At 68.0% G+C, this 26,780-nt stretch carries 27 protein-coding genes and 1 other RNA gene; 11 read left to right on the forward strand and 17 right to left on the reverse strand.

Annotation, left to right across the window (positions count from 1 at the left end; all coding sequences use genetic code 11):
• Positions 1-70: 70 nt before the first annotated feature.
• Positions 71-799 (forward strand): DUF899 domain-containing protein, encoded by a 729-nt coding sequence (locus AB0J62_RS09510; RefSeq protein WP_363866473.1) that lies wholly within the window; start codon positions 71-73, stop codon positions 797-799.
• A 22-nt stretch (positions 800-821) separates the two neighbouring features.
• Here AB0J62_RS09510 and rnpB read toward each other — a convergent pair.
• An RNA gene (gene rnpB / locus AB0J62_RS09515) (RNase P RNA component class A) lies at positions 822-1,218 on the reverse strand.
• A 10-nt stretch (positions 1,219-1,228) separates the two neighbouring features.
• On the reverse strand, positions 1,229-1,597 hold the full coding sequence (locus AB0J62_RS09520; protein ID WP_363866476.1) for a DUF952 domain-containing protein: 369 nt from the start codon (positions 1,595-1,597) through the stop codon (positions 1,229-1,231).
• 44 nt (positions 1,598-1,641) lie between these two features.
• Here AB0J62_RS09520 and AB0J62_RS09525 point away from each other — a divergent pair, with 44 nt between their 5' ends.
• On the forward strand, positions 1,642-3,159 hold the full coding sequence (locus AB0J62_RS09525; protein ID WP_363866479.1) for a peptidase S10: 1,518 nt from the start codon (positions 1,642-1,644) through the stop codon (positions 3,157-3,159).
• Positions 3,156-3,623, forward strand: a complete 468-nt coding sequence (locus AB0J62_RS09530) for a GNAT family N-acetyltransferase (RefSeq protein ID WP_363866482.1) — start codon at positions 3,156-3,158, stop codon at positions 3,621-3,623. The genes AB0J62_RS09525 and AB0J62_RS09530 overlap by 4 nt, the downstream gene beginning before the upstream one ends.
• Here AB0J62_RS09530 and AB0J62_RS09535 read toward each other — a convergent pair.
• Both AB0J62_RS09535 and map read right to left on the reverse strand, forming a co-directional pair.
• A complete protein-coding gene (locus tag AB0J62_RS09535) occupies positions 3,620-4,000 on the reverse strand; it encodes a GNAT family N-acetyltransferase (protein ID WP_363866485.1) in 381 nt (126 codons plus the stop codon). The genes AB0J62_RS09530 and AB0J62_RS09535 overlap by 4 nt on opposite strands.
• Positions 3,997-4,845, reverse strand: a complete 849-nt coding sequence (map, locus tag AB0J62_RS09540) for a type I methionyl aminopeptidase (RefSeq protein WP_363866488.1) — start codon at positions 4,843-4,845, stop codon at positions 3,997-3,999. Before map ends, AB0J62_RS09535 begins: the two co-directional genes overlap by 4 nt.
• A gap of 53 nt (positions 4,846-4,898) precedes the next feature.
• Here map and AB0J62_RS09545 point away from each other — a divergent pair, with 53 nt between their 5' ends.
• Complete coding sequence (locus tag AB0J62_RS09545) at positions 4,899-5,087, forward strand: hypothetical protein (protein ID WP_134097742.1); 189 nt, start codon at positions 4,899-4,901, stop codon at positions 5,085-5,087.
• A gap of 94 nt (positions 5,088-5,181) precedes the next feature.
• Here AB0J62_RS09545 and AB0J62_RS09550 read toward each other — a convergent pair whose 3' ends face one another.
• Positions 5,182-5,778, reverse strand: coding sequence for a histone H1 (locus AB0J62_RS09550; RefSeq protein WP_363866491.1), 597 nt, complete (start codon positions 5,776-5,778; stop codon positions 5,182-5,184).
• A 295-nt stretch (positions 5,779-6,073) separates the two neighbouring features.
• On the opposite strand from AB0J62_RS09550, the gene AB0J62_RS09555 reads away from it, so the two are divergent.
• Positions 6,074-6,820 carry a helical backbone metal receptor gene (locus tag AB0J62_RS09555; protein ID WP_363866494.1) on the forward strand — a complete coding sequence of 249 codons (747 nt, stop codon included), beginning with the start codon at positions 6,074-6,076 and terminating at the stop codon, positions 6,818-6,820.
• 18 nt (positions 6,821-6,838) lie between these two features.
• On the opposite strand, the gene AB0J62_RS09560 is transcribed toward AB0J62_RS09555, so the two are convergent.
• On the reverse strand, positions 6,839-7,336 hold the full coding sequence (locus AB0J62_RS09560; RefSeq protein ID WP_363866497.1) for an NUDIX domain-containing protein: 498 nt from the start codon (positions 7,334-7,336) through the stop codon (positions 6,839-6,841).
• 89 nt (positions 7,337-7,425) lie between these two features.
• On the opposite strand from AB0J62_RS09560, the gene AB0J62_RS09565 reads away from it, so the two are divergent.
• Entirely contained in the window at positions 7,426-8,325 is a 900-nt protein-coding gene (locus AB0J62_RS09565; RefSeq protein WP_363866500.1) for an aldo/keto reductase, read from the forward strand.
• Here the strand turns inward: AB0J62_RS09565 and AB0J62_RS09570 are convergent.
• From AB0J62_RS09570 to AB0J62_RS09585, 4 genes are all read right to left on the reverse strand, one after another.
• Complete coding sequence (locus tag AB0J62_RS09570) at positions 8,270-9,916, reverse strand: alpha/beta fold hydrolase (RefSeq protein WP_363866503.1); 1,647 nt, start codon at positions 9,914-9,916, stop codon at positions 8,270-8,272. The two genes, AB0J62_RS09565 and AB0J62_RS09570, sit on opposite strands and share 56 nt — an antisense overlap.
• A gap of 103 nt (positions 9,917-10,019) precedes the next feature.
• Positions 10,020-12,065: a 3-methyl-2-oxobutanoate hydroxymethyltransferase gene (panB, locus tag AB0J62_RS09575; protein WP_363866506.1), complete on the reverse strand. Its 2,046-nt coding sequence runs from the start codon at positions 12,063-12,065 to the stop codon at positions 10,020-10,022.
• Between the two features lie 164 nt (positions 12,066-12,229).
• Positions 12,230-14,002 carry an NAD+ synthase gene (locus tag AB0J62_RS09580; protein ID WP_363866509.1) on the reverse strand — a complete coding sequence of 591 codons (1,773 nt, stop codon included), beginning with the start codon at positions 14,000-14,002 and terminating at the stop codon, positions 12,230-12,232.
• Positions 14,003-14,151: 149 nt separating this feature from the next.
• A complete protein-coding gene (locus AB0J62_RS09585; RefSeq protein WP_363866512.1) occupies positions 14,152-14,811 on the reverse strand; it encodes a GNAT family N-acetyltransferase in 660 nt (219 codons plus the stop codon).
• A gap of 85 nt (positions 14,812-14,896) precedes the next feature.
• Between AB0J62_RS09585 and AB0J62_RS09590 the strand changes: the two genes are divergently transcribed.
• Positions 14,897-16,084 (forward strand): DUF418 domain-containing protein, encoded by a 1,188-nt coding sequence (locus tag AB0J62_RS09590; protein ID WP_363866515.1) that lies wholly within the window; start codon positions 14,897-14,899, stop codon positions 16,082-16,084.
• On the opposite strand, the gene AB0J62_RS09595 is transcribed toward AB0J62_RS09590, so the two are convergent.
• Entirely contained in the window at positions 16,030-16,704 is a 675-nt protein-coding gene (locus AB0J62_RS09595; RefSeq protein ID WP_363866518.1) for a peptidoglycan recognition family protein, read from the reverse strand. The two genes, AB0J62_RS09590 and AB0J62_RS09595, sit on opposite strands and share 55 nt — an antisense overlap.
• Before the next feature lie 56 nt (positions 16,705-16,760).
• Between AB0J62_RS09595 and AB0J62_RS09600 the strand changes: the two genes are divergently transcribed.
• On the forward strand, positions 16,761-17,243 hold the full coding sequence (locus AB0J62_RS09600) for a hypothetical protein (protein WP_363866521.1): 483 nt from the start codon (positions 16,761-16,763) through the stop codon (positions 17,241-17,243).
• Complete coding sequence (locus AB0J62_RS09605) at positions 17,240-18,202, forward strand: HTTM domain-containing protein (RefSeq protein ID WP_363866524.1); 963 nt, start codon at positions 17,240-17,242, stop codon at positions 18,200-18,202. Before AB0J62_RS09600 ends, AB0J62_RS09605 begins: the two co-directional genes overlap by 4 nt.
• Here the strand turns inward: AB0J62_RS09605 and AB0J62_RS09610 are convergent.
• Entirely contained in the window at positions 18,131-18,535 is a 405-nt protein-coding gene (locus AB0J62_RS09610; RefSeq protein WP_363866527.1) for a hypothetical protein, read from the reverse strand. The two genes, AB0J62_RS09605 and AB0J62_RS09610, sit on opposite strands and share 72 nt — an antisense overlap.
• A 112-nt stretch (positions 18,536-18,647) precedes the next feature.
• Here AB0J62_RS09610 and glnA point away from each other — a divergent pair, with 112 nt between their 5' ends.
• Positions 18,648-19,988: a type I glutamate--ammonia ligase gene (gene glnA, locus AB0J62_RS09615; RefSeq protein ID WP_363866529.1), complete on the forward strand. Its 1,341-nt coding sequence runs from the start codon at positions 18,648-18,650 to the stop codon at positions 19,986-19,988.
• A 1,006-nt stretch (positions 19,989-20,994) separates the two neighbouring features.
• On the opposite strand, the gene AB0J62_RS09620 is transcribed toward glnA, so the two are convergent.
• The 5 genes from AB0J62_RS09620 to AB0J62_RS09640 all read right to left on the reverse strand — a co-directional run bounded on the left by AB0J62_RS09620 (position 20,995) and on the right by AB0J62_RS09640 (position 23,587).
• A complete protein-coding gene (locus AB0J62_RS09620; RefSeq protein ID WP_363866532.1) occupies positions 20,995-21,591 on the reverse strand; it encodes a GNAT family protein in 597 nt (198 codons plus the stop codon).
• Positions 21,592-21,818: 227 nt separating this feature from the next.
• A complete protein-coding gene (locus AB0J62_RS09625; RefSeq protein ID WP_134097771.1) occupies positions 21,819-22,106 on the reverse strand; it encodes a YiaA/YiaB family inner membrane protein in 288 nt (95 codons plus the stop codon).
• A gap of 57 nt (positions 22,107-22,163) precedes the next feature.
• A complete protein-coding gene (locus AB0J62_RS09630; RefSeq protein WP_363866537.1) occupies positions 22,164-22,451 on the reverse strand; it encodes a hypothetical protein in 288 nt (95 codons plus the stop codon).
• Between the two features lie 20 nt (positions 22,452-22,471).
• On the reverse strand, positions 22,472-23,047 hold the full coding sequence (locus AB0J62_RS09635; RefSeq protein WP_363866540.1) for a peptidylprolyl isomerase: 576 nt from the start codon (positions 23,045-23,047) through the stop codon (positions 22,472-22,474).
• Between the two features lie 45 nt (positions 23,048-23,092).
• Positions 23,093-23,587, reverse strand: a complete 495-nt coding sequence (locus AB0J62_RS09640; protein WP_363866543.1) for a hypothetical protein — start codon at positions 23,585-23,587, stop codon at positions 23,093-23,095.
• Between the two features lie 252 nt (positions 23,588-23,839).
• Between AB0J62_RS09640 and AB0J62_RS09645 the strand changes: the two genes are divergently transcribed.
• Entirely contained in the window at positions 23,840-26,746 is a 2,907-nt protein-coding gene (locus AB0J62_RS09645) for a bifunctional [glutamine synthetase] adenylyltransferase/[glutamine synthetase]-adenylyl-L-tyrosine phosphorylase (protein ID WP_363867741.1), read from the forward strand.
• Positions 26,747-26,780 lie beyond the last annotated feature (34 nt).

A 26,780-nucleotide genomic window follows, 5' to 3' on the forward strand; every position in this document is an offset into this window, starting at 1 on the left:
GGTCGGCGGGTGTCGAATTCGCGCCGCCGGCTCCGACGTCGCCGGTGAAACTCATCGCGAGGAGGCTGGAATGAACTTGCCCGAGGTCGTGTCCCGGGAGGACTGGCTGGCCGCACGGGTCGCGCTGCTGGCCGAGGAGAAGGCGTTCACGAAGCAGCGGGACGCGCTCAACACGCGGCGCCGCGAGCTGCCGATGGTGCTCGTCGACAAGCCGTACGCGTTCACCGGGGACGGCGGGCCGGCCGGCCTGCTGGAGCTGTTCGAGGGGCGGGACCAGCTGGTCGTCTACCACATCATGTACCAGCCGGAGTGGGACGCGGCGTGTCCGAACTGCACCGGGTTTGTCGACGACATCGGGTCCCAGCGGGGGCTGCACGACGCGAACACGACATTCGCGCTGGTCTCGCGGGCGCCGTACGAGAAGCTGGCGGCGTACAAGGCCGACCGCGGGTGGGAGTATCCGTGGTACTCGTCGTACGGGAGCGACTTCAACTACGACTACCACGTGACGCTCGACGAGTCGGTGATGCCGTTCTCGTACAACTACCGCTCGAAGGCCGACTGGGACCTCCGCCCCGAGGCCGACTTCATCCAGACGGACCAGCCCTTCGACCTCCACGGCCTGAGCTGCTTCCTGCGGGTGGGGGAGCAGGTCTATCACACCTACTCGACGTACGGCCGGGGTCCGGACGCGATGACTTTCACCGTCACCGCCCTGGACATGACAGCCCTGGGCCGTCAGGAGTCCTGGGAGAAACCGGCCGGCCGGAGCGTCAAGTCCGACGACCACTGCCACTGACAGGTGCGTTCGAGGGGTTGGGGGAACGGGTCGGTCTGTAAGCCGGATTCTGTGGTGGCGATCATCCATCTACGGTGACCGTTGCCGGGCACCTCCAGCGGCCTACCCGCGAGCTCGGGCGGGCCGCCCTCGAACGCTCGCGCGGACGCCGGTTGCCCGGCGCCCTTCTTGGCCTTGCTCCACGTGGGGTTTACCTAGCCTCCGCAGTCACCTGCGGAGCTGGTGGTCTCTTACACCACCGTTTCACCCTCACCCGCACTCCCATGAACCACGGGGTTCATCGGAGCCGCTGGCGGTCTGTTCTCTGTGGCACTGTCCCGCGGGTTACCCCGGGTGGGCGTTACCCACCACGCTGCCCTGTGGAGTCCGGACTTTCCTCGGCGTCCCGTTAAGGACGACGCGATCGCCCGACCGACCCGTTCCGTCACCTCAGGATACGGCCTCCGGGGACACCTCAGGCCACAGGCCGTCAGGACCCCGTTCGTACGGGCGTACGTCGACCACGGCGTCCAGGTTCAACGGCCCGTAGATGTGCGGGAAGCTCATCCCGGTCCCGTCCAGGTCCTCGTCGCACAGCGCGGACACCAGCCGGCCGGTGTCGATCACCAGGAGGCACAGCGGCTGCTCCACGTCGTCGTACGCGAAGTTGGCCACCATCGCGACCTGTTCGGGCCGGGACGCGTGGATGAACGTGGCGCCGTCGTCGAGGCTCTTGCCGCGGGTCGACCACCGGTAGCACCCGGCCTCGCGCGCAGCCTCCCATTGATCCACGAACGCGATATGCAGAATCGTCGCCATAAAGCCAACGCTAGCGGCACGGGTGGTGGATTAGGGTGCTCGACATGGCGAACGAAGAGCAGTCGGGGACCGGATCCGGCCCGCAGACCAGCACGGAAACCAGCCCTGAATCCAGTACGGGGACGAAGCCTGCGAAGCCGGTGGACGACCTGGTGACGTCGCAGCACACGGTGACGGTCGACGGGCAGGAGTTGCGGTACACGGCGACGACCGGGCGGATCGTGCTGCGCGAGGAGGTGTACACCGACGGCAAGTTCGAGGGGTTGAAGCCGAAGGCCGAGGTATTCCTCACGGCGTACACGCTGGACGACGCCGATGCCGCGGATCGTCCGGTGACGTTCGCGTTCAACGGCGGGCCCGGTTCGTCGAGCATCTGGTTGCACCTCGGGCTGCTCGGCCCGCGTCGCGTGGTCTCCGGGGATGTCGGTGAGCTCGCGCCCCCGCCGTACTCGATCGTCGACAACGAGGAGACGCTGCTCAAGTACAGCGACGTCGTGTTCATCGATCCGGTGTCGACCGGGTTCTCGCGCGCTGTCGAGGGGGAGAAGCCGGGGGACTACCACGGGTTCACCCGCGATCTGGAGTCGGTCGGCGAGGTGATCCGGCTGTGGACGTCGCGGAACGGGCGGTGGATGTCACCGAAGTTCCTGGCCGGCGAGTCGTACGGTACGACGCGCGCGGCCGGGCTCGCCGCGCATCTGCAGCAGCGGTACGGGATGTACCTGAACGGCGTCATGCTGATCTCGGTCGTGCTGGAGTTCGGCACGCTCGACTTCACGCCGGGCAACGATCTTCCGTACACGCTGTTCCTCCCGACGTACGCCGCGATCGCGCACTACCACGGTCTCGTGCCGGACCGGACGCTCGAGGAACTGCTCGCGGACGCGGAGCGGTTCGCGGCCGGTCGGTACCCGAATGCGCTTGCCCAGGGCAACCGGATCCCGGCGGACTACCGCGCCGAGGTCGTCACCCGGCTGGCCGCGCTGACCGGACTCAGCGAGGACTACATCGACCGCGTGAATCTGCGCATCGAGCACGGCCGGTTCTTCGCCGAGCTGCTGCGGTCGCGCCGGCAGATCGTCGGCCGGATCGACGGCCGCTTCACCGGCTGGGACCCCGATGCGGCAGGCGAACGGCAGGACCGCGACCCGTCGATGAACGCGATCACCGGCCCGTACGCCGCGGCGCTCAACCACTACGTCCGCGTCGAGCTCGGCTACCAGAACGACCTGCCATACGAGGTGCTGAACATGGATGCGGCGAAGAACTGGTCGTTCAAGGAGTTCGAGGGCCAGCAGATCATGGTCGCCGACAAGCTCGCCGAGGCGATGCGCGTCAACCCGCACCTGAAGGTGTACGTCGCCTCCGGACACTACGACGGCGCAACCCCGTACTTCGCCACCGAACACACCCTGGCCCGCCTCCAGATCCCCACCGAACTAACCCCCAACATCGAAACCAAGTACTACCCAGCCGGCCACATGATGTACATCCACGAACCCTCCCGCATCCAACAATCCACCGACCTCGGCACCTTCATCACCACCGCCTCCAACCGATGATCCTGACCCGCCACCCCGGCGCACCGCACCCGATCGCCGTCCCAGGCGTCGTACTGCGGCCGCCGGGGGTGGCGGACGCAGTCGCACTCGGTCGTCTGTACTTCGAGTCCTACGAGCCGGGCGTCGCCGCTGCCTCCGAGCAGGACGCACTGGACGACATCAACCTCACTTTCGAGGACGGCTACGGCGTACTCACCCCGACCCTCAGCCGACTCGCCTGGGCCGACGGCCGGCTGGTCGGGGCGCTCCTCGTCGTCGAACGCGCCCCATGGCCCGACACCCCCGACTGTCCCTTCATCATCGAGCTCTTCACCGCCCGCTCCCACCGGCGGCTGGGCATCGCCAGGCTCCTGCTCAACCAATGCTCGGACGTGACGGTCGCACTACGCGTCCAGGACGACAACGCGTCCGCACTCGCGCTGTATTACAGCGCAGGCTTCCGAAGCGTTGCCGGGAGCAACTAGGGGTAGATGCGGAAGCCCGAGAAGGTGCGGTGCTGGAAGGATTTGTAGAAGGCTTCGGCGGTGTCGGTGACGAGGTCTATGCGTTGGGCGCCGGTCAGGGGAGCGGCGTACTCGAGGAGGGCACGGCCGATGCCTTGGCGGCGGCGGTTGCGGTGGACGGCCATTTGGGAGAGGTGGGCCTGGATGTGGCCGTCGCTTTGCAGGTACGCGAAGCCGACGACCTGCTCGCCGTCGAGGGCGACGACCGTCGTGACGCCCGGTGCGGTGAGGACGGCGTGGGCGCGCGCGGCATCAGCTGGCAGGCTCGGCCAGTCTTCTGCTTCGCAGATCGCGAGGATGCCGGGGAGGTGGGCCTCGAGATACTGCGTGACGTTCACGGCAGGGTGAGTACTTCGGCGCCGGTGTCGGTGACGACCAGCGTGTGCTCGAACTGCGCGGTGCGCGACTTGTCCTTCGTGGTGGCGGTCCAGCCGTCGTCCCAGAGGTCGTAGTCGTAGGTGCCCAGCGTCAGCATCGGCTCGATCGTGAAGGTCATGCCGGGCTCGATGACGTCGTCGAAGCGTTCGTCGTCGTAGTGCGGGATGATCAGCCCGGAGTGGAACGACGTGGAGATGCCGTGGCCGGTGAAGTCGCGGACCACGCCGTACCCGAAGCGTTTGGCATACGACTCGATCACGCGGCCGATGATGCTGACCTTCCGGCCGGGCTTGACCGCCTTGATACCGCGGTTCAGCGCCTCCAGCGTGCGCTCGACCAGCAGCCGGCTTTCCTCGTCGACGTCGCCGACCAGGAACGTCGCGTTGGTGTCACCGTGCACCCCGTCGATGAACGCCGTGATGTCGACGTTGACGATGTCGCCGTTCTCCAGCGGACGATCGTCGGGGATGCCGTGGCAGATGACCTCGTTGACCGACGTGCACAGCGACTTCGGGTACCCACGGTAGCCGAGCGTCGACGGGTAGGCGTTGCGCTCGATCAGGTACTCGTGGCCGACCGCGTCCAGCTCGTCGGTCGTCACGCCCGGCTTCGCCGCCGCACCGACGGCCTGCAACGCCTGCGCGGCCAGCTTGCTCGCGACCCGCATCTTCTCGACCAGCTCGGGCGACGTCACGTACGAACCGTCGAACGGCGTCGGCGCCGGCTTGTCGACGTACTCCGGGCGCGGGATGGAGGCGGGAACGGCGCGGCGCGGCGAGATCTTGCCAGGAGTGAGGATCGACATGGTGAGATCATTCTATTCAGCTGCGACAAGACTCCCAGGAGGTGGTCATCCAGATGAGCGACGATCACAGCAACGAGTGGTACTACAACACCAAGACCGGCAAGGTCGAGCCGTACTCCGGTGCGAAGTCGGCCGACCGGCTGGGCCCGTACAGCTCCCCCGAGGAAGCCGCCCGCGCCCTCGAGAAGGTCCAGGAACGCAACGAGGCCTGGGAGAACGACCCGAAGTGGGAAGACGACTGAAACGGTCGCACCGATCACATGCCGAGGGGCACCACCGAAGCCGGTGGTGCCCCTCAGGTGTGTAGCGGACGTCGCGCGAGCGCGGACGTCCGGATCAGCGGGCTACCCGCCGGGCCGCGGTCTTACGAGCCGGGGCCTTCTTCGCTGCGGTCTTGCGGACCGCGGTCTTCTTCGCCGCGACGCGCTTCGCGGGCGCCTTCTTGGCAGCGGTCTTCGCCGGTGCCTTCTTGGCGGCAACCTTCGTGGCGGCGGTAGCGCGCTTCGCCGGCGCCTTCTTCGCAGCCGTCTTCCGCGCGACGGTCTTCTTCGCCGCCGTCGTCGTCTTCTTGGCGGCGGTCGTGCGCTTGGCCGTCGTCTTCTTCGCTGCCGCCGTCGTCTTCTTGGCAGCAGTCGCGCGCTTCGCCGGCGCCTTCTTCGCAACGGTCTTGCGGGCCGTGACCTTCTTCGCCGGGGCCTTCTTCGCGACAGCCTTCGTGGCGGTGGTGGTCTTCTTGGCCGGCGCCTTCTTCGCCACCGTCTTAGCGGCGGTCTTCTTGGCCGCACTCACCTTCTTCGTCGCTGTCTTCTTTGCTGCGCTGACCTTGCGCGCGGTGGTCGTCCGCGTCGCCGGGGCCTTCTTCGCGACAGTCTTCTTGGCGGGAGAAGCCTTTTTGGCTGTCGCCTTCCCTGCGGCTGCCTTCTTGGCTGGCACTCTGCCTCCTTGGTGCGGCTGAGGAAAACCACGGTGGATTCCTCGTCGTCCTGATGATGACAACACTTGTGCGCCACGTAAAGCACCCGAAACGTCTACAGGTTAAGGCGAACTGGCGGCAAAGAGCGGCGTAAATGCCGAAAATCCTTGTGCAGAAGGGATTCCGCCGTGCGGTGAGCATGCCGGATAGGGTCAAGAATTTCTTGGCGACACGCGGCAGAATCTGCCGTGAAGTGCCCCGATCGGCGAGTGTTGTCCTCGGCAACGTCCTGCGAAGGTGAGGTGCAACAGCGACATGTTGAGCGTGTACGACGACCTCCACAACACCGTCGAACTGCCCGGCGAAGTACGTCGTGTGGTCAGCATCGTGCCGTCGTTGACGGAGTCGATCGCGGTCACGCATCGGTCGTTGATCGTTGGTGCGACCGACTGGTGTACGCATCCCGCGGACCTCGATGCCGTCCGTGTTCGCGGTACCAAGAATCCCGATGTCGATCGCATCCGCGAACTCCGTCCGGACGTCGTCCTCGCGAACGCCGAAGAGAATCGCGGCGCCGATCTCGACGCGTTGCGCGAACACGGAATCGCGGTCTGGGTGACGGCGCCGACGACGGTGCCCGAATCACTGGACTCGCTCGAACGCATGCTGTCCGCGATCACCGGCGACGTGCCCTCGTGGGTGCACGAAGCGCGCGCGGTCTGGACCACGCCGTACGACGGAATTCGCCGGCGGGCGGTGATACCGATCTGGCGGCGGCCGTGGATGGCGTTGGGACGGGACACGTTCGCGGGCGACCTGCTGTCCCGGATCGGTATCGACAACGTGCTTTCACAATCCGGCGAGCGTTATCCGAGGTTCGACCCGGACGCGTTACCGGAGTACGACGTGGTGGTGCTTCCGGACGAGCCTTATGCCTTTTCCCCGACTGACGGTCCGGAGGCGTTCGCGAAACCCGCACGCTGTATCTCGGGGCGTCATCTCACCTGGTACGGGCCGTCACTCGTCGAGGCCCGGGAGGTGCTGAGTGCACAGCTGGCGTGAGTCCGCTACGACAGCCCGCTAGGACGCTCGCCGCAAGGTGATCGCGTCGGCCGCCTGGCGAAGGAGACCGGGGATCGTCACATGCGCGGCCTGACCCGTCGCTTCGAGGTCGTCGCCGTACCACCAGCCGTGCTTGCTGATGGTCTGCAGCTCGAGCTCCTCCTGGTTCACGAACGTCACGTCGACGCGGTCCACCGCGACCGCGAAGAAGGTCTGGTGCTGGATGATCTGGCACCCGCCCCACTCGAACTCGATCGTGTTCGTCGCGACCGGCGTACCGAGCGCGTCGGAGGGCAGCACGATGCCGACCTCCTCGCGCAGCTCACGGCTGGCTGCCTCGCCGACGGTCTCGCCGGCTTCGACGCCGCCGCCGATCGTGAACCAGTACGGCGTCTGCGGTTTCAGCGGATCCCAGCCGTGCAGCAGCAGCACCTTGCCGTCCGGACGCACCGGCAGCACGCGGGCCGTCGTACGGCGTCGGACCGTTCCTGGTGGTGGCAGCTGAGATTGGCTCACACCACAAAACGGTAAGGGACGCGCCGTGGTGTGCGTCGGGCCCTGCGGCGCGTCTCGCATGGTTGCCGGGGACATCTACGATCGATGGCATGGCGAGTATCGGTCTTGGGCTGGCGGCGCTGGGTCGTCCGGGGTACATCAACCTCGGGCACGACGAGGATCTCCCGCCGGGACGGGCGGTCGAGGACCTTCGGGTCCGCACCCACGAGCTGCTCGAGCAGGCCTGGCAGGCCGGAGTTCGGTACTTCGACGCCGCGCGTTCCTATGGTCTTGCCGAGAAGTTCCTCGGGGAATGGCTGACGCCGGAGCGTCGTACGCACCTCACGGTCGGATCGAAGTGGGGCTACACGTACGTCGGTGAGTGGCGGCCCGACGCGGACACGCACGAGGTGAAGAGCCACGACCTCGCCACGTTCGAACGGCAATGGCCGGAGACCCTGCAAGCACTGGGCGGACCGCCGGACATCTACCTCGTCCACAGCCTGACCGCCGACAGCCCGGCGCTCGACGACAAGCGTTTGCTCGACCGTCTCCGCGAACTCACCGACTCCGGTGTTCGCGTCGGACTGTCCACCAGCGGCCCGCGCCAGGCCGAGACTCTCCGCAGAGCAGTCAACCTCGGTACGCCGTTCTCCGCCGTCCAAGCGACCTGGAACGTGCTGGAGCCTTCCGCCGGCCACGCTCTAGCCGAGGCTCACGACGCAGGCTGGTTCGTCGTCGTGAAGGAGGCGGTCGCGAACGGGCGCCTCACCAGCCGTGCCGGCGAGACGCCCTTCAACGAGTTCGCGCACCAGCGCGGCATTGCTCCTGACGCGTTGGCGATCGGTGCAGCCATGGCTCAACCGTGGGCGGACATCGTCCTCAGTGGAGCCACGACTGCTTCCCAACTGGCGAGCAACCTCGCCTATCGCGTTGACGGACCGTTGACCGAGTTCACCCAGCAGCCCGAGGAGTACTGGACCGAACGCTCGGCCCTACCGTGGATCTGAGCTGCTCCCGAAGCGCCGCCGTGGCACCGCTGGACTTGGTCGTCGCGGTCAGCGCGGCGTCCGGCTGCGGAGCCGGCACCGGCGGGCACTTGACGTCGGACTGGTTGCCCGGCCGGCGAGCCGGCAGCGCACCGGTCTGCAGGTAGGCCACGATGCGGTCGTCGGTGCACGCCACACCGGACAGCGAACCGGCGTGCGTCGTACCGCCGACGCCCTCGATCAGCACCGAGTGCGGGAACGTCTTGCGGGTCTGCAAGGCGCCCGAGAACGGCGTTGCCGCGTCGAGAGTCTCGTTGATCAGCAGCGCGCTCTGGACTTGACGGCCGTCGACCTTCACCGGGTGGCCGGCCTTCGCGGGCCAGAAGGCGCAGGGTGCGTTGAACCACGCGTTGTTCCAGGTCAGGAACGGCGCTTTGGCGTAGACGCGCCAGTTGTCACGGCGCCAGATGTTCCAGTTGGTCGGCCACTTCGCGTCGGTGCAGGACACCCCGAGGTACACGGCGTACCCGTTGTCGTCGAACGGCGGGGAGCCGTAGAGGGCGACCAGGGGAGCGGCGTTGCGGTCGTGGACCCACGCCGCGAAGGCACTCGCGATGTCCACCCAGCCGTACACGTAGTACGCCGCCTGGGTGAAGATGTCGTTCCACTCGTCCGGTCCGATCTTGCCATCCGCGGGATGGCGGATGAGTTTGTACATCTCGGCGTAGTACCGCAGTTCGACGGCGCGCTCGGTGGTGCCGAGATGCCAGACGGAGTTGTGCGCGGCGACGTACGCGAAGAACACCTTCACGCTCTTGTTGAAGGCGAAGTCCTGGTCGAGGTTGGCCTTGTACCAGACGCGGGTCGCGTTGACGACGCCGTCGAAGATGACGCGACGGAAGCGGTTCGGGTACAGCGTGCCGTAGACCTGTCCGAGGTACGTGCCGTACGAGAAGCCGTAGTAGTTGATCTGCGGTGCGCCGAGAGCCTTGCGGATGCTCTCCATGTCGCGGACCGAGTCGAGCGTGGTCAGGTGACCGAGCAGCGCGTGCTGTGCGCTGTCGCAGGCCTTCGCGTAGGCCTTCGACCGGTTGATCCAGATCTGCTCGAGTTTCGGTGTCACCGGGACGTAGAACGGACGGTTGTAGCCGGCGTAGTCCGGGATGCAGCTCAGAGCCGGCTGGCTCGAACCGACACCGCGCGGATCGAAACCGATCCAGTCGTAGGCGTCGCCGGCGCCGTTCGGCACGAACTCACCGAAGATCGCGTAGACCAATCCGGAACCGCCCGGTCCGCCCGGGTTGACCAGCATCGGACCCTGTGCCTGCGAATCCGGTGTTTTGTGCAGCACCCGCGACACCGCGAGCTTGATCTTCGTTCCGTTCGGGTGGTCGTAGTCCAGTGGCACCACGACGAACCCGCATTGCGCGTTCCGCTTGGCGAGCGTCGCACTTGCGCACGCGCCCCATTGGACCGGCGGTGGCGTGTAGCTCGCCGGCTGATGAACGGACGAACCGGACGGTACTGCGCTCGCGGCCGGAATGGAGCTGATTACCCCACCTATCAGTGCGAACGAGACGCCTGCGGCAACAATCAATCGACGAATTCTCATCGGCCCTCCCCTTTTGCCGCAAACATCGTGAACCCGCGAAACCTGGGGGAACAAGGGTTCGCGGGGGTATCCGGAGAGCTACCCGGAGAGCACGATGAGTTGCCTAGAAGGTGTGTTCGTCTCCCGGGAAGGCGCCCGATGCGACCTCCGAGGCGTACGTCGACGCGGCGGTGGAGAGGATGCCGCGCAGGTCGGCGTACTGCTTGACAAAGCGCGGCATGCTGCCTGAGCGGAGACCGGCCATGTCCTGCCAGACGAGGACCTGCGCGTCGGTGTCGCGACCCGCGCCGATGCCGATCGTCGGGATCGGGACGCGTTTGGTGATCTCCGCGGCGACATCGCCCGGAACCATTTCCAGGACCACCGAGAACGCACCGGCTTCGGCCAACGCGACGGCGTCGTCGATCAGACCCGCGGCCTGATCGCCGCGACCCTGTACGCGGTACCCGCCGATGCTGTGCTCGCTCTGCGGCGTGAAGCCGATATGGGCCATCACCGGGATGCCCGACTGCGTGAGTTTCTCGACCATCGGCACCATGTTCCGGCCGCCCTCGAGCTTGACTGCGTGCACGCCGGCTTCCTTCATGAACCGCACGGCGGTGTGGAACGCCTGCTCCGGCGACGCCTGGTACGAACCGAACGGAAGGTCCGCGACGACGAGCGCTCGCTCCACCGCGCCCGCGACCGCACGAGCCAACGGGATCAACTCGTCGACGGTCACGCGCAGCGTCGTCTCGTAGCCGAAGACGTTGTTCGCGGCCGAGTCGCCGACGAGCAGCACCGGAATCCCCGCCTGGTCGAAGATCTCGGCGGTGTACTGGTCGTACGCCGTCAGCATCGCCCACTTCTCGCCGCGGTTCTTGAAGTCGCGCAGATGGTGGACGCGGTACCGTCGCGGTCGCTTGCTCGCGTCGGTCGAACCACCCGGCGCCGACTGGTTGCCGCCGGCCGCGGATGGGCCTTCGGCTCCGGCAGCCGTGCTCGCCGACACCTGCGCGCGACGCGCGGCCCGATGCGTGGAGACCGGCTCGGCCGGAATCTGACTCGGTGCGTCCTGCTGCACATTCGCCCGACGCCGCGCACCAACCGGGCGTTGTCCGTCAGGCTCTTCGCTCACCGGCGCGTTGCTCTCGTACTCCGCACTCGGGTCGGACAGGTATCCATTGCCCTGCTCCTGCCGCGGGGCGTCGTCGCGCCGCGGCGCTTGCTCTTGCCGCGGCGCTTGCTCCTGCCGCGGTGCGTGCTCCTGTGTCGGCGGTTGCTCCTGCCGGGAGGCACGCTCTTGTTCCTGCCTGGCCAGTTGGGCTTGCAGCGCAGCGAATTCCTGCCGGGCCCGCTGCTCGTGCGAGGGAACCTGCTCGGGACGCGGCTGCTCCTGGCGCGGTGGCTCGAGGCGCTGTACCGGTTCCTGCGCAGTTTGATCCTGCGCCGGCGGTACCTGACGCGGCGGCTGCTGCTGCGGACCGAGCCCGTTACTCAACCCATTACTGGACGCGTACCCGTTGCTCTGGGCCGGCGGCGGTGGAGGAGCGGGCTGCGGCGCCGGACTGCTCCAGTTCGCGCTGCCGTTGGACGCATGCGGCGGTCGTGGTGTCACGCCGTTGCTCGGCTGCGGCTGCGGCGGAGCCGGCGGCCGCGGTGCCTGCGGACCAGGCTGGCCGGGCTGACCAGGCTGGCCCTGCGGCGCACGTACGCCGTTGCTCCCCGGACCGAACGGACTAGGCCGTCCCTGCTGGGGCGGCTGCGGTGGCTGCTGCGGGCGGAACGGACTCTCGCCCTGGTACCCGGGCCGCTCGTACGAGTCGTCCCGCGATTCCCCGTAGTACTCGGGCCGCTCGGGCCGCTGCGGCGGTTGCGGCCGCGGCTGGTGCTGTGGCGGCGGCGGTGCGCTCGGCAGGTACGGCGGCTTCGGGACGTACGGCTGCTGCGGCACCGGGCCGCGCTCGTAGGTCCGCGGTGCGTTCGGCAGCGACGGCGACGGGTCGAGACCGAGTCCGGAACCGCCGGAGCCACGGTCCCGCCAGGTGTCGTTGTCGTAGTCCGAGCGTCGGTGTTCGTCGGTTGTCCGATTCTTCGGTCCGGTCCCGTACGGCGAGGGCAGCTCCTCGTCGTCGTCCTGGGTACCGGCCGACAGGAAGTTGTCAACCATGCCGCCATCGTCCCACCGTTGCGGAGGGTGAGCGCCACCGGCTGACGGTGAGCGATCGCTCACATCGTCCGGGTAGGTGTCGCGGGGCAGGCCGGAGCGGTCGTGGGTCTCGTCCGACGAGCCCCACGGGGAATCTTGGGATGGGCGGTACCGCCAGGAGTCGCTCAGTGCTCGGCTGCCTTCCGTGCGTCCTCACGCCATGCGTTCGTGATCGGCAACCGGCGGTCCCGGCCGAAGGCCTTGTGGGTCAGCTTCGGGCCCGGTGGGTACTGCCGGCGCTTGTACTCCGCGCGGTCGACGAGCTGGATCACCTTCGTGACCAGCTCCGGGTCGAACCCGGCAGCGACGAGTTCCGCACTGCCGCGGTCCTGCTCGACGTAGTCGTCCAGCATGTCGTCGAGCAGGTCGTACGGCGGCAGCGAGTCGGTGTCCTGCTGCCCCGGGCGAAGCTCGGCGGACGGGGGTTTGGCGATCGCGTTCTCCGGGATCGGGGGCTGCTGCCCCTTCTCCTTGGCGTCCGCGTTGCGCCACTTCGCGAGCCGCCAGACGAGTGTCTTCGGCAGGTCCTTCAACGGCGCGTACCCGCCGACCGCGTCGCCGTAGATGGTGGAGTAGCCGACGGACAGCTCCGACTTGTTGCCGCAGGCAAGTACCAGGTGACCGTCGGCGTTCGACAGGCCCATCCAGACCACGGCGCGGACGCGGGCCTGCAGGTTCTCCTCGGCCAGCCCGGTCAGGCCGAGCGTGTCGAGGAACGGCTGCACCATCGGCTGGATCGGCACGACGCGGTAGTTCAGTCCGGTGCGCGCGGCGAGCTCGGCGGCGTCGTCCTTGGAGTGGTCACTGGAGTAGATGCTTGGGTTCGAGATCCCGAAGACGTGCTCGGCGCCGATCGCGTCGCAGGCGATCGCGGCAACCAGCGACGAGTCGATACCGCCGGACAGTCCGAGCAGGACGGACTTGAAGCAGTTCTTCTGGACGTAGTCGCGCAGGCCGGTCACGATCGCGGCGTACATCTCGGCCTCGTCGGACAGCTGCGGGGCGATCACCGGCTCCATCGCCTCGTACGCCTCGACCGGGTCCTCGTGCAGGACGGTGTGGACGATCTCGATGCCTTCGTAGGTGCCCTCCGGCGTACCGGACGGGGCCGGGAGGTCCAGGTCGACGATCATGCTGCCCTGCTCGAACTGCGGGGCGCGGGCGAACACCTTGCCGTCGGCATCGGCCACCAGCGAGTCGCCGTCGAAGACGAGCTCGTCCTGCCCGCCGACGAGGTTCACGTACGCGAGCGCACAGCCGGCCTCGCGGGCACGACGCCGTACCAGGTCGCCGCGAAGGTCGTCCTTGTTCGCCTCGTACGGCGAGCTGTTGATCACGAGCAGGAGACCGGCGCCCGCTTCGTGGGTGACCGCAGCGGGGCCGCCGTCCTGCCAGAGGTCCTCGCAGATCACCAGCGCGACGTCGATGCCGTGGATCCGGATCACCTGCAGGGTGTTGCCGGGAACGAAGTGCCGGAACTCGTCGAAGACGCCGTAGTTCGGCAGGTGGTGCTTCACCGCGCTGGTGACGACCCGGCCCTGGTGGATCACCGCGGCGGAGTTGGTGGGGGAGCCCTTCGGCCGGCCGAGCCGGTCGACGCCCATCGCCGTACCGCTGGCTCGGTCGAGGTACCCGACGACCACGACGATGTCCCCGAGCCCCTCGTCGGCGAGCCGCTGCGCGAGGTCGTGGATCCGGCTCTGCGACGCATCCACGAACGACGCCCGCAGCGCCAGGTCCTCCACCGGATAGCCCGTCAGCCCGAGCTCGGGGAAGGCCACCACATGCGCACCTTGCTCGACCGCATTGCGGGTCCACGCGACGATCTTGTCGGCGTTCCCAGCAATGTCACCCACGGTCACATTCAGCTGAGCAAGAGCAACTCGGAGTTGAGGCACGGGAGCACATTACTGGGTCCCCCCGCTCATCCCCACGCCCCTCACCAACCTCTTACGTACGCCGAATGTACGCACCGACCCGAAGAAGGTTCCCACTCAACGAATCCACCGCATCCAGCGTCAGCCGTTCGCGGTCCAACCGCGCATACTCACTCCGCATCCGCTCGACGTGATCCCACGGCGGCGGGGGGTGAGGTGCGGGCGATGAGGAGGGGAGTGAGTGTGGTCCAGCCGAGGGATTCGTAGAGGGGGCGGCCTTGGGGGGAGGCTGAGAGGTAGGCGGTGGGGGTGGGGGTGGATTGGGCCAGGGCGGTCATGAGGGCTTTGGCCAGGCCTCGGTGGCGGTGGGCGGGGGCGGTGGTGATGAGGTCGGCGACGGCGCCGGTGTGGAGGACGGCCATGCGGCCGGTGGCGGCGATTTCGCCGTACCCGCAGATCTGGGCGTCGATGATGGACGGGGTCACGGAGACCTCGAGGCGGTACGGCGCGGGCACGGGGTACGACGCCTGATCCGCCAAGGCGATCGTCATCAGCCATTCGGTGCGGAGCGCCTCGAGGGGCTTGAGGTTGGCGGCGAGGCGGGCCGGGTCGTCGGTGGTGATCGCCAGCCACGACGTGCCAGCTGGATGGCTGTCGGTCAGGGCGAGATGCGCGGCGGCGGTCGCGTTCGCTTCCGTGGCGACGTACTCGACCCGTCGCTCCGGTTCGCCGACGCGTACGACGGTGACGTCGTCGACCTCTTGGTAGTCGGTCCACCCGCGCGACGCGGACCATCCGCGTTGCCAGCGGGTCAGGGCTTCCTCGTGCACCCGCCTATGGAACAGCGACGAAGGTTCACGTGCGCAGGAACTTTGGATGGACGCGGCACCGGTCCGGCTCGCATTGACTGGTGCCATGAGCACCCAAGCCGGACCGACCGGGCTGAGCGAGCGAGCCCTCGGCCCGGACCTCGCGCGCGGATTCATGCTGCTGTTCATCGCCCTCGCCAACTCGCACTACTTCGTCTACAGCGACCGCGTCTTCGGCGGTTTCCCGACCGGCGGCTCTGCACCCGATCGCGTCGTCGGCCTGCTGATCTCGACCTTCGTCGACGGCCGCGCGTTCCCGATGTTCGGCGTGCTCTTCGGGTACGGCGTCGCGCAGATCGTCCGCCGCCAACGAGAATCCGGCAAGGACTGGTGGCCGATCCGAACCCTGCTCTGGCGGCGCAGCCTCGTCCTGGTCGTGCTCGGCTTCCTGCACGCGATGTTGCTCTACATCGGGGACATCCTCGCGGCGTACGGCGTCCTCCTGTTCCTCGGCGTCTGGGCCTTGCGCTGGAAGGACCGCTGGCTGTTCATCGTCGCCGCGTTCGTCCTTATCCTCACCTCGCTGCCGAGCGAGGACTCGCTCGCGACCTCGTCCGACGCCGCCGATCCGGCGATGCTCCCGCCGCACTTCCTCGGCCAGTTCGCCGACCGCATCGTCGTACAGCCGTTCATCGCCGGCCTCGGCTGGATCGGGTTCGTCACGCCGTTCCTGATCGGCCTGTGGGCCGGCCGCCGCCGCATCCTCGAACGGCCGGCGCAGCACCTCACCCTGCTCCGTACGACGGCACTCCTCGGCCTCACGATCGCCGTCGTCGGCGCACTCCCGGTCTCACTGGTCGTCGGCGGCGTACTGACCCGACCGAGCGACCACGCGCTGAGCATCCTCGGTCCGTTGCACGACGCAACGGGCGTCCTCGGCGGCTTCGGGTACGCCGCATTGATCGTCCTGATCGCCCGCCGAGTGGGCGATCGCCAGGGCCCGGTCTCCCTGGCGATCGCAGCTGTCGGGCAACGCTCGCTGACGTGTTACCTGTCCCAATCGGTCGTGTGGGCCGTCGCGTTCACGCCGTACCTGCTCAACCTCTCGCATACGCTCACCACAACCACGACGGCACTTCTCGCCGTCGCGACCTGGCTCGCGACCGTCCTGCTCGCCGACCGGATGCGGCGGGCGAACTACCGCGGGCCGTTCGAGCTCCTGATCCGGAGAATCACTTATCAACCGAAGAGAACAGCGGCCACTCTGTCGCGGAGCTCAGGCAACCGCGCGTAGAACACGTCACCCGGGCACTGCGTCGTGTTGTAGTCCCGGTGCCCGACGATCGCGACATGCGGATCGAGACCGTACTTCGTGCACAGCCACGCGCAGGTCAGCACAGACATGTCGAACAACGCGACCGTCACGTTCTCGGTGACGTAGATGCCCTCGTGCTCGATGCCGATCGTGTGGCTGTTCTGGTTCGCGGTCTGTGCGCCGAGCACGTTCTGGCCGTTGTTGATCGCCGACAACGACTTGCTCCGGCCCTCCATCAGGAATCCGCCGCGGCTGATCGTGAGCTGGTTGCCGATGTCGATCCAGCCGTTGGTGTCCATGTGCAGGTCCTGGATCCAGTGCTGGACCGAGTACGCCGCCGCGAGCGAGTAGTCCGTGACGTTCGGGCTCGCGGTGTGGTGGATGACGATGTGGTCGGGCTTGCCGATCACCTGGGTCGCCGACTTGGGCGGGCGCGCCGACCACTCGGTCCGCGTGTAACAGCGCGGCGCGGGGGCGGCGAGCGCTGTTGTGGGCATGGCTCCGGCCAGGGCGCCGCCGAGCAGTACGCCGCCGGCGCTCGCGCCGAGCAACGTACGCCGGGAGACCCGGGCGCGTTGGATATTTTCTGGGGCGGTCATGCTGTAGAAAATTCCCTACGAAGAAGGCCTCCAAACCGGAATGATCTAATGACGTGGTGACACAGAGTCAGGAGGGCCGGCAAACCGATGCCGTCGTGCGTTCCGGCCCGGTCGGCAAGGGTTTGCGGGTCCTTGTCGCCGTGGTCGGCATCGGTCTGCTGATCAACGGATCGGTGCGCGCTTCCGACGACGCGTGGCCGTTCGGGCCGATGTCGCAGTACGCGATGTCGGTCCCCGACGACGCCAAGATCGACTACACCAGGATCAGTGCGCTCACCGATGCCGGTACGACGGTCGACGTGCCGCTCAACATCGAGGGCGCCGGCGTCGCCCGCGCCGAGATCGAGGCGCGGACCGGCGAGATCGTGAAGAACCCGTCGCTGCTGCAGCAGGTCGCGGACGGGTGGGCGCGCAAACATCCAGACCAGCCGAAGTACGTGAAGCTCGAGCTGATCCGCGACACCACCCAGCTGGTCAAGGGCCGGGTCGAAGGACCTCCGACGTCCCAGGTGCTGGCGACGTGGGAGGTGGGTAAGTGAAGGTGGTCAACTGGTTCACGCCGGCGATCGCCTTGGCGCGGATCGCGTGGTTGCGGACGGTCCTGTACCTGTTCGTCATCCTCGACATGCACGCGTTCGTCCGCGACACCCGCGACAAGGGTGAGCACCCCGGTCTGTACCAACCGTTGCTGCTGGCCCGCTTGCTGGATCTTCCGAAGCCGTCGGTCGCGAACACGACCGCGCTGTACGTCGTGCTGATCGTCGCCTGCCTGATCGGTGCGACGAACTACTTCCCGCGGATCGCCGGCTGGATCGTCGCGCCGGCGTTCACCTGGTGGGTCCTGATCGGGATGAGCGACGGCAAGGTCGACCACGACCACCTCGCGCTGGTGATCGCGCTGTGGGTCCTCCCGACCGTCGGCGGTGCACGGCGCGGCCTTGCGTCGTACGGCGATCAGACGCGGTCCGAGGCAGCTGGATGGGCGATTCGGTGTGTGCAGATCTGCGTGATCGCGACGTACTTCCTGTCCTCGATCGCGAAACTGCGCAGTGCCGGATGGGCGCTGACGTGGCCCGGGAGCGCCGTACTGACCTGGGCGATCGTGCGGCGGCCGCATCCGGTCGGGGAGTGGCTGCTGAACTATCCGTGGGTGCTGCACATGATGCAGTGGGTCGGGATCATCGGGGAGTTCTGTTCGCCGGTGATCCTGTGGCTCAAGGGGCGGTGGCAGTTGTTCGGAGCCCTGTTCTTCCTCGGGTTCCATGCGGCGAACACGGCGATCCTGCTGATCCACTTCCTGCCGACGGTGGTCTGCTGGCTCGCGTTCGCTCCGCTGGAGCGGATCGTGCCGTGGTTCCAGGCCCGCCGAGCCAAGGCCGGCTCGGACAAGGCCGGCTCAGCCGAGGCTCGGTCAGCCGAGGTCGGCTCAGACGACGCCGGAGAGACCGAACACGAGGCCGAACAGGGCCGGGAGGCCCAGCAGCAGGCCGGCGCGTAGGCGGAAGCGGCGGCCGCCCGGTCCCGGAGTACGGACGATGCGGGACAGCACGGCACCGGCGTACCCGAAGACCAGGGCGGCGAGGAGGATCCGCGTGGTCGGCAGACTGTCCGCGTCGTGATGGGTCAGGCCGAGCGTCACCAGGCCGGGGCAGCAGAACGCGCACATGCCGAACCCGAGTTCCGGAACCGGCAGCCAGCGGCGGCCGAGCACGTCCCGTTCGGCGGGTCGCTTCCGGCGCAGTGACTGGATGAATCGCGCCGTACTGACGATGAGATCGCTGAGGCAGAGGACCGCGGCGACGATGAGCGCCGCATGGAAGATCGTCTGCACGGGAACACGCTAGGCCCCTGAGCATGCCTGTGTCCGCCTGGGCACGTAACGTCTGCTTAACAGAGGCGGGGCACACTGTGAGAAGTTCCGGACTTGGGTGAGAGGTGGATTGATGGACAAGCAGCAGGAGTTCGTGCTGCGCGCGCTGGAGGAGCGCGACGTACGTTTCGTGCGGCTCTGGTTCACCGACGTACTCGGGTTCCTGAAGTCGGTGGCCGTGGCGCCGGCGGAGCTGGAGAGCGCGTTCGCCGAGGGGCTCGGGTTCGACGGGTCGGCGATCGAGGGGTTCGCCCGGGTGACCGAGGCCGACATGCTGGCCAAGCCGGACCCGTCGACGTTCCAGATCCTGCCGTGGCGCGGCGAGACCATGGGTACGGCGCGGATGTTCTGCGACATCAACATGCCCGACGGCTCCGCGTCGTTCGCCGACCCGCGGCACGTGCTGAAGCGGACGCTGTCGAAGGCGGCCGATCTGGGGTTCACGTTCTACACGCATCCCGAGATCGAGTTCTACCTGTTCAGGTCGCTCACCGGTGCGCCCGGTACGACGCCTGAGCCGGTCGACTCGTCGGGGTACTTCGACCACACGCCGCAGGGCATCGGGAACGACTTCCGCCGCGAGGCGATCACGATGCTCGAGTCGATGGGCATCTCGGTCGAGTTCAGCCACCACGAGGGCGGGCCGGGTCAGCAGGAGATCGACCTGCGGTACGCCGACGCGCTGTCGACCGCCGACAACATCATGACGTTCCGCGTCGTGGTGAAGGAGGTGGCGCTGTCGCAGGGCATCTACGCGTCGTTCATGCCGAAGCCGCTGTCGGACCAGCCTGGGTCGGGGATGCACACGCATATGTCGCTCTTCGAGGGCGACCGGAACGCGTTCTTCGAGGGCGGGGCGCAGTATCAGCTGTCGAAGACCGGGCGTGCCTTTATTGCTGGTTTGCTGCGGCACGCGGGTGAGATCACCGCGGTGACCAACCAGTGGGTGAACTCGTACAAGCGCTTGGCCGTGGGGGATGAGGCGCCGTCGTTCATCTCGTGGGGTCATAACAACCGGTCGGCGCTGGTGCGCGTGCCGATGTACAAGCCGCACAAGGGACAGTCGTCCCGGGTCGAGTTCCGGTCGCTGGACTCGGCTGCCAACCCTTATCTGGCGTTCGCTTTGATGCTTGCTGCTGGGCTGAAGGGGATCGAGGAGGGCTACGAGCTGCCGGCCGAGGTCGAGGACGACATCTGGTCGTTGACTTCGCGCGAACGCAAGGCCCTCGGCATCAAGCCCCTTCCCGGCAGCCTCGCCGAAGCCATCAGCGCGATGGAAGACAGTGAGCTGGTCGCCGAAACCCTCGGCGAACACGTCTTCGACTTCTTCCTCCGCAACAAACGCGCCGAATGGCAGGACTACCGCCGCCAGGTAACCCCCTTTGAACTCAACAAACTCCTGCCCGTTCTGTAGGTGGTTCGCACGCGGGGAGGTGGTCTACCCCCGCGTGAGCGGGTCGCGGGGAAGGGTGGTTTCCCCCGCGTGCTCCGCAGGCGCTTTCTTCGTCGCTCCGCTCCTCAACGCACCTGCTCCGCGCGCTCCCACCCGCCCCCGGCTCATCGCCGTGCATCCCTTCCGGCTGTCGCCGGAGCTTCCGGCTGTCGCCGGGATTTCCGGCTGCCGCCGGGGTCTTCCGGCTGTCGCCGGACTGTGCCGGCTGTCGCCGGGGTCTTCCGGCTGTCGCCGGACTGTGCCGGCTGTCGCCGGGGTTGCGGGCTGGCGCCCGCGGGTGCGCGCTTATCGCGCGGTGACCGCGTTTGGTCGGCGTCTTCCCAGGTGTGGGCGGGTCGCTGGGGAGGGTGGTTCACGCCCGCGTGCTCCGCAGGCGCCTTCTTCGTCGCTCCGCTCCTCAGCGCACCTACTCCGCGCGCTCCCGCCCGCCCCCGGCTCATCGCCGTGCATCCCTTCCGGCTGCCGCCGAACCGTGCCGGCTGTCGCCGGGATCTTCCGGCTATCGCCGGGGTCTTCCGGCTGCCGCCGGGTGTTGCGGGCTGGCGCCCGCGGGTGCGCGCTTATCGCGCGGTGACCGCGTTTGGTCGGCGCTTGGGTGCGCGGTGACGGGTGTCGGGGCTGGCGACGTGGCGAGAGAGGAACGGTGGTGAGCCGTGAACCGTGGTGCGGCCGGGCGTGGTTGGCGGGAACGGTGGTTTACCCCCGCGAGATACGCAGGCGCTTCCTTCTTCGTCGCTCCGCTCCTCAACGCAGCTCCCACCCGCCCCGGCTCATCGCCGTACATATCTTCCGGCGACCGCCGGACCGTGCCGGCTGCCGCCGGGGTTCCTGGCTACCGCGGGGATCTCCGGCTGCCGCCGGGTTTTCCAGCTACCGCCGGATCTCCGGCTGCCGCCGGGTGTTGCGGGCTACCGTCGGGATCTCCGGCTGCCACCGGGTGTTGGGGCTGGCGCCCGCGGGTGTGCGCTTATCGCGGCCATTCGTGCGGCAGTGCTGCGAACCACATCACGTCGATGCGCTCGCCCTGCCACACGCTGTGTGCGCGCATCGTTCCCTCGTGTACGAACCCGGCTCGGCGGGCCACCGCAGCTGACGCTTCATTGTCCGCCTCGACTGTCAGGAAGGCGCGAGCTGCGCCGAGCTCAAACAACCACCTTGTGAGCAGAGCCACCGCCCGAGTCGCGTACCCGCGCCCGCGCGCTCTCGGCCCGATCCAGTAGCCGAACTGCGCTACGTCTGCCTTCGACCAGTCGTCGACGCCGCAGCAGCCGACCAGGTCACCAGAGGCTGCGTCCGTGATCGCGAATGCAACACCAGATGGTGGCTCGGCCGCGCCGAACGCCCGCCACCTCGACGCGAACTCGTCAATGATCGCTTCAGCGTCCTCGATCGAGAGCGGCGGCGCCGGTCGTCCGAGACGGTCGCGGGCGCCGTTGTAGCGTCGGATCGCTGGATCGGCGAACGCTTCCGTCATGAACCCGGCATCATCCCTCGACCAAGGGCGGAGAGTGACGACGCCATCCGAGAGCACCACGACCGGAAGGTCGGCATCCGTTTCACGCACGTCTATCGGCTCCTTTCGGTCGGCGCGTCCTGGGCCACTCTGCCACGCGTGCCAGGAAGGCATCGGCGCTCGCGCACCTCGGCCACATTTAGCTCAGAGGTGCGCACGACGCGAGCGTCTGGGCGCTTCATGAGCCGTCTGGCCCGAGACGGCCAACTCATAAGAAATTGGCGGACTGGATTGCTCAGCAGCCTGGGGGCGTCAGTGATCCCAGGCCTCTCGCTTGCTCAACCGTCGACTTTGAAGGGGTCGTGTTCGGTGAGGAGTTTGTCTAGGCGGGCTTGGTCTACTCGGGTGGTTACTTCGGAGAGTTCTTGGCGGTCGCGGACTACCTTGCAGAGGACGACCGTTGATGTGACGACGTACAGCAGGCCGAGGGCCAGGAATGCTCGCACCCACGGTTGCGCCGGCAAGTAGATCAGGCCCACGGTCATCGCCGTGAGCGAGATGCCGAAGGATGCGACTGCCTGCGCGTAGAACGCCGCTGTCTGCTGGGGCTGAATGCTTTTGCTCATGCCGGAATCGTCGGCCACCCGAACCCACGCCACATCAGCAAAATCACTCAGGTCCGGCTAGATGCAGGCTCGCGATCTCGGCGAAGGATTGTGGGATGCGGAGCAGATCGAACTGATGTCGTACCAGTCCGAGTAGTTGCCGTCGCGGTCCGGATTCGCAGGCACTGCGTTGGTGGTCGCGGGCAGCCGGGCGAGCTCGTCCATCGCCCGCTCGACGCTCGCACGGCCGGCGAGCACCGCCGGGGGAATCGGGCCGTAGCCGGCGCTCGACAGGACGGCGACTTGGCCGGTCTTGTCGACCGCCAGGAAATCCCACTCCCAGCCCCACAGCTCCGAACGGTTCACAGGGGAACTGTAGGAAACGGTCAGCCGATCAGGACTTCCTGGATGGTGGCCGGCTGGGTGGTTGCGAGGCGGTCGAGGACGGTTGCGCCTGCGGTGACCTTGCCGATGATCGTCGATGTTGGCGGGAGGGTGGCGTCGGCCCCGAGGATGAAGAAGGCGCCGGTGTTGCCCACCGGCGGAGTGTTGCTGAGGGCAACGGTTCCGCGGGGGTAGGTCTCGTGGCCGGTTAGTTCCGGTGCGAAGTGGTAGCCGGGGCGGCCCGTGCCGCACTCGAGGATCGCTGGGGTGTGGCGCGGGCAGGCGGTCTGGTTGTAGAAGCGCTTGACCGCCAGGTAGGTGAAGCTGTGGACCGCGCACGGTGCCGTGCTGCGGTCCAGCGTGAGGATCAGGTCGCCGTGGTTCGTGCGGATGGTCACCTTGACCAGGCCGATCGTCGGTGCGAGCGAGTACGGCGGACGCCCGGTCTCGCCGGGCACTCGCTCGTACCGGCAGTTCTTGAAGAATGCGGCGGCCTGGGCGCGGGCGACCCAGCCTTCGACGACTAGCGCGATGGCGGCGACCAGCAGGACGGCGACGACCCGTTTCCAGTGACGCATAGTCCCGAAGGTAACACTGAGTGTGCAGAATGCAACAGAGTGTGTTCAGACTCCGGCGGGTTGCGGTGGTGCGTCGTCGGAGGCGTGTTTCGAGGCCCAGCGCGATGCCGCCGTCGAGTGCCGGTACGGCGGTTCAGCCGGCATCGGCGCATCCGCAACAGCATCGCGAGCAGGCTCGACGACAGGAATGATCGGCGTACCGTCCGGAGCCAGCGCGTGCACCTCTTCGACCGTGAGCAGCCCGACCGGGCGGACGCCTTCGGTGATGATCACGATGCAGCCGGGGATCACCTGCTGGGCGCGATTTCCCTTGCCCGGAACGAGAATCCCCTCGGCCGGCGTACGCCAGGCGCCCGGCGCGAACCGGCGCAGCGCGATCCCGGCTTGGCCGTCGTCCGGCGTTCGGGGCGGGAGGTACGCCGTCGCGGTGTAGTCGTAGTCGTAATCCGGCTCCGGCGGACCAGACACTCGCCCGCCCTGCTGGGGTGTCAGCCAGAGCACCGTCCCGCGCACCGCGAGCGACCCCGTCATCATGACCATGAGAAGCCATCATGCCGACTACTGAGCGAATCCGCTACACGACACCGTGTATTCCTCGCGATCTTCCCGCGATCCAGCTGAGACTTTGTGAACACACCAACCATTGTGCGCCTCCGGCAACGGTCGAGGGGTGCCCAAGGAGCCTCGCGACGCGGGGTTGGATAGGTTGTGAGGGTGGCTGAGGGTCGGAGAGGGTCGTGGGAGGGACGGCTGGTCCGGCTCGGGTTCGAGGACCCGCAGCGGGCGGCGGGGATGCTCGAGGACCTGGACGCGCTCGACTCACACAGTCCGATGGCCACCGAGCAGCTGATCGCGACCCTGGGGGAGTCGGCCGACCCGGACCTCGCGCTGCACGGGCTCTGCGGGATGGCAGAGGCGCTGCATCGGCACGGGTACGACGTGGCCGCGTTCGCGCGCACGCTCGAGATGGACGAGGGCTTCCGCCGTCGCCTCGTGTACGTGCTCGGCGCCAGCGAGGCGCTCGGCCGGCATCTCTCCGTACACCCGCGTCACTGGTACGACCTCGCCGACCCGGCGCTGGCCAGTGCCCGCCCGTCGATCGAGGACGTCGCCGCCAAGCTCGCCACGGCGGTCGACGCCGACAACCCGATCGACGCGCTGCGGGTCGAGTACCGTCGCCTGCTGCTCAGAGTGGCCGCGCGTGATCTCGCCGAGGGCCTGCTCGTCGACGAGGTCGCCGCCGTACTCGCGGATCTGGCCGGCGGAGCGCTCGAGACCGCGCTGCACATCGCCCGCAACGAGTACTTCGCCGCGCACCCCGGCGCCGCCGACTGCCGGCTCGCGATCATTGCCATGGGCAAGTGTGGCGGCCGGGAGCTCAACTACGTCAGCGATGTCGACGTGCTGTTCGTCGCCGAGCCGCACGAGGGCGAGCCCGAACTGCCCGCGCTGAAGACCGCGACTCAGCTCGCCGCCGCCACGATGCGGATCTGTTCGGCACACACCGGCGAGGGCACACTCTGGCCGGTCGACGCCGCGCTCCGCCCGGAGGGCAAGTCGGGTCCGCTCGTCCGCACCCTCGACAGCCACCTGGCGTACTACCAGCGCTGGGCCAAGACCTGGGAGTTCCAGGCGCTCCTCAAGGCTCGTCCGGTCGCGGGCGATGCGGCGCTCGGCCGGGAGTACTCCGAGAGGATCGGCAGCCTCGCCTGGTCCGCGGCCGACCGCGAGGGCTTCGTCGACGACGTGCAGGCGATGCGCCGTCGCGTCATCGACCACATCCCGGCCGCGGATGTCGATCGCCAGCTGAAGCTCGGTCCCGGCGGGCTGCGCGACGTCGAGTTCGCCGTACAGCTCCTGCAGCTCGTCCACGGGCGCAGTGACGAGTCGGTCCGCAGCGGTACGACGCTCGTCGCGCTCGAGTCCCTCACCACCGGCGGGTACGTCGGACGCACCGACGGCGCCGTACTCGCCGACGCGTACCGCTTCCTGCGCTTGATGGAGCACCGCATCCAGCTGTACCGCCTGCGCCGTACCCATCAGGTCCCCGACGACGAGGCGGACCTGCGCCGTCTCGGCCGCTCGCTCGGCTTCACGAAGAACCCGGTCAAAGACCTGACCGCAGCCTGGAAGAAGCACGCGCTCGAAGTACGGCGGCTGCACGAGAAGCTGTTCTACCGGCCGTTGCTCGCCGCCGTCGCACGCATCCCAGGGGTTGAGGTACGTCTGACGCCGGAAGCGGCCAAGCAGCGGCTGACCGCGCTCGGGTACGCCGACCCCGCGTCGGCGCTGCGGCACATCGAGGCGCTGTCCGAGGGGGTGTCGCGGCGTTCGTCGATCCAGAAGGCGTTGCTGCCCGCGATGCTCGGCTGGTTCGCCGAATCACCGGACCCGGACGCCGGCCTGCTCGCGTTCCGCACGATCTCCGACGCGCTCGGCTCGACACCGTGGTACCTGCGCCAGCTCCGCGACGAGGGCGCATCGGCCGAACGTCTCGCGCACCTGCTGGCCAGCGGCCGGTACGCCGTCGACCTGCTGCAGCGCGCACCCGAGGCAACCGCGATGCTCGCCGACGAGCGCGAGCTGGCACCGCGAACCCAGGACGCGCTGCTGGCCGAGATGTCCGCGGCTGCCCGTCGGCAGGACACGCCGGAGGCCGCGGTGCAGGCGATCCGGGCAGTCCGCCGACGGGAGCTGTTCCGCATCGCGGCGGCCGATCTGTCCGGACTCGTCGACGTCGAGACCGTCGGCGAGGCGCTGACGATCATCTCGGTCGGAACGCTGACCACCGCGCTCGAGGTCGCGCGGCGAGCCGTCGCGAAGGGGGAGCCGGAGCCGACGCGGATGTCGATCGTCGCGATGGGCCGGTTCGGCGGGCACGAGCTCGGTTACGGCAGCGACGCCGACGTGATGTTCGTCCACGACCCGTTGCCGGGCGCGGACGAGAAGGCGGCAACCGACTTCGCGACGCAGGCCGCGACCGAGCTGCGCCGCCTGCTGGCGTTGCCGGGCACGGATCCGGCGGTCGTTGTCGATGCGGACCTGCGGCCGGAGGGTCGGCAAGGACCGCTGGTGCGGACACTCGCGTCGTACGCCTCGTACTACGCAAGATGGTCGGCGGTCTGGGAGGCGCAAGCCCTGCTGCGGGCCGACCCGCTGTGCGGCGACCCCGACCTCTGCCAGTCCTTCCGCGAGCTGATCGATCCGCTGCGCTACCCGGAGAACGGGATCAGCGAACGCGACGTGATGGAGATCCGACGCATCAAGGCCCGCGTCGACGCCGAACGGCTCCCGCGCGGCGCCGACCCAGCCACCCACACGAAGCTCGGGCGAGGCGGTCTCGCCGACATCGAATGGACCGTCCAGCTCCTCCAGCTCCGCGAGGCGCACCGCGTTCCCAGTCTCCGTACGACGCGCACGCTCGGAGCGCTCTACGCCGGCGTGGACGCCAACCTCGTCGACCCGAGCGAGGCCGACACGCTCCGCGCCGCGTGGGAGATGGCGACCCGCATCCGCAACGCGATCATGCTCGTCCGCGGCCGCCCGAGCGACTCGCTGCCCCGGGACCCCCGCGACCTCGCCGCGGTCGCCCAGATCTGCGGCTACCCGCCCGGCGAATCCAGCCGGTTCTCCGACGACTACCTCCGCACCACCCGACGGGCCCACAACACCGTCGCCCACCTCTTCTGGGACGACTAATAGACTCGTAGTGGTGGAAACAGTGGATCAGGTC

It is taken from the genome of Kribbella sp. NPDC049584 (assembly GCF_040675555.1).
In the GTDB taxonomy this organism is placed as follows: domain Bacteria; phylum Actinomycetota; class Actinomycetes; order Propionibacteriales; family Kribbellaceae; genus Kribbella.

Excerpts from the sequence above, each read along its gene's own strand:
- AB0J62_RS09530 (WP_363866482.1), top strand. The coding sequence starts at position 3,156 with ATGATCCTGACCCGCCACCCCGGCGCACCGCACCCGATCGCCGTCCCA.
- AB0J62_RS09520 (WP_363866476.1), bottom strand. The coding sequence starts at position 1,597 with ATGGCGACGATTCTGCATATCGCGTTCGTGGATCAATGGGAGGCTGCG.
- AB0J62_RS09570 (WP_363866503.1), bottom strand. The coding sequence starts at position 9,916 with ATGAGAATTCGTCGATTGATTGTTGCCGCAGGCGTCTCGTTCGCACTG.
- AB0J62_RS09510 (WP_363866473.1), top strand. The coding sequence starts at position 71 with ATGAACTTGCCCGAGGTCGTGTCCCGGGAGGACTGGCTGGCCGCACGG.
- map (WP_363866488.1), bottom strand. The coding sequence starts at position 4,845 with ATGTCGATCCTCACTCCTGGCAAGATCTCGCCGCGCCGCGCCGTTCCC.
- AB0J62_RS09555 (WP_363866494.1), top strand. The coding sequence starts at position 6,074 with ATGTTGAGCGTGTACGACGACCTCCACAACACCGTCGAACTGCCCGGC.
- AB0J62_RS09640 (WP_363866543.1), bottom strand. The coding sequence starts at position 23,587 with ATGGTCATGATGACGGGGTCGCTCGCGGTGCGCGGGACGGTGCTCTGG.
- AB0J62_RS09590 (WP_363866515.1), top strand. The coding sequence starts at position 14,897 with ATGAGCACCCAAGCCGGACCGACCGGGCTGAGCGAGCGAGCCCTCGGC.
- panB (WP_363866506.1), bottom strand. The coding sequence starts at position 12,065 with ATGGTTGACAACTTCCTGTCGGCCGGTACCCAGGACGACGACGAGGAG.
- AB0J62_RS09545 (WP_134097742.1), top strand. The coding sequence starts at position 4,899 with ATGAGCGACGATCACAGCAACGAGTGGTACTACAACACCAAGACCGGC.
- AB0J62_RS09625 (WP_134097771.1), bottom strand. The coding sequence starts at position 22,106 with ATGAGCAAAAGCATTCAGCCCCAGCAGACAGCGGCGTTCTACGCGCAG.
- AB0J62_RS09635 (WP_363866540.1), bottom strand. The coding sequence starts at position 23,047 with ATGCGTCACTGGAAACGGGTCGTCGCCGTCCTGCTGGTCGCCGCCATC.
- AB0J62_RS09525 (WP_363866479.1), top strand. The coding sequence starts at position 1,642 with ATGGCGAACGAAGAGCAGTCGGGGACCGGATCCGGCCCGCAGACCAGC.
- AB0J62_RS09595 (WP_363866518.1), bottom strand. The coding sequence starts at position 16,704 with ATGACCGCCCCAGAAAATATCCAACGCGCCCGGGTCTCCCGGCGTACG.
- glnA (WP_363866529.1), top strand. The coding sequence starts at position 18,648 with ATGGACAAGCAGCAGGAGTTCGTGCTGCGCGCGCTGGAGGAGCGCGAC.
- AB0J62_RS09565 (WP_363866500.1), top strand. The coding sequence starts at position 7,426 with ATGGCGAGTATCGGTCTTGGGCTGGCGGCGCTGGGTCGTCCGGGGTAC.
- AB0J62_RS09645 (WP_363867741.1), top strand. The coding sequence starts at position 23,840 with ATGCTCGAGGACCTGGACGCGCTCGACTCACACAGTCCGATGGCCACC.